Below are 401 nucleotides of genomic sequence, written 5' to 3' on the forward strand. Positions count from 1 at the left end.
GGTTTACAACTACTTGACATTGTATAGGCTTGCCTACTTCAATCTCGTTTTCATCGTAATAGTGAATGGCTTGTCCGTATATCTCTCCGTCTGAAAAGCCGTTGCAACCGCTTTTCTGCACATAGTTCAGAATGTATGTGACACAATCGTCTATGTTCTTGGCTGGGTTGCGGTAGCTTTTGGCGAATAGTTCATCTTTCGCTGCTCTCTGCTCCAAAAACATCTGTATGGTTCGTTTGAAATGGTCTGTTCCTTTCATAATCTCAAATTTTAGTCGGGTTGTCGCTCAAATAAAGTATCTCGCAATCTTCCACTTCTGTGGGAAGTCCGAAAAGGGGGTAATGGGTGAAATAAGGCTGTGCGTTCCCTTCTTCATCTGTGAGGGGTGAAACATCTTGTAC

Annotated in this window: 2 protein-coding genes; both read right to left on the bottom strand. The window is 43.1% G+C overall.

Annotated elements, in window-relative coordinates:
- Positions 1-259 (bottom strand): PcfK-like family protein (locus tag BHV73_RS03370; protein WP_286736505.1); only part of this gene is annotated, 259 nt, incomplete at its 3' end.
- Positions 260-263: 4 nt separating this feature from the next.
- A partial coding sequence (locus tag BHV73_RS14740; protein ID WP_502686885.1) for a DUF6926 domain-containing protein occupies positions 264-401 on the bottom strand: 138 nt, incomplete at its 5' end.

The organism is Bacteroides sp. 44_46 (genome assembly GCF_001915465.1).
GTDB lineage: Bacteria > Bacteroidota > Bacteroidia > Bacteroidales > Bacteroidaceae > Bacteroides > Bacteroides clarus.